This is a genomic window from Haemophilus sp. HMSC61B11, from assembly GCF_001838615.1.
GTDB classification, from domain to species: Bacteria; Pseudomonadota; Gammaproteobacteria; order Enterobacterales; family Pasteurellaceae; genus Haemophilus_D; species Haemophilus_D parainfluenzae_AD.
Genome location: NZ_KV838005.1, coordinates 1 through 318, shown reverse-complemented (window position 1 = coordinate 318; position 318 = coordinate 1). Strand labels below are relative to the sequence as shown.

Here is a 318-nt window from a genome sequence, read left to right as displayed (position 1 = left end):
CGAATTGGCCATGAAGTGTTGGTGAAATTCTTAAATGGTGACCCGGACCAACCAATTGTGGTAGGGCGTACTTATCATAGTACCACAGAGCCCCCTTACGAGCTTCCCAAACATAAAACTCGCATGACGATTAAATCCAAAACCCATAAAGGCAATGGTTTTAATGAGTTGCGTTTTGAAGATGAAATGGGACGTGAAGAAGTCTTTATTCATGCAGAGAAAGACCTCAATCATATTGTGAAACATGATGAAACGACCCAAGTGGGGCATGACCGCACGGAGCAAGTTGGCCGCAATGAAACAATCCATATAGGCAAT

At 43.4% G+C, this 318-nt stretch carries 1 pseudogene; it reads left to right on the top strand.

What is annotated here, in order from left to right:
- Positions 1–318 (top strand): annotated as a pseudogene (locus tag HMPREF3263_RS10450) (type VI secretion system tip protein VgrG); the annotation flags it as partial.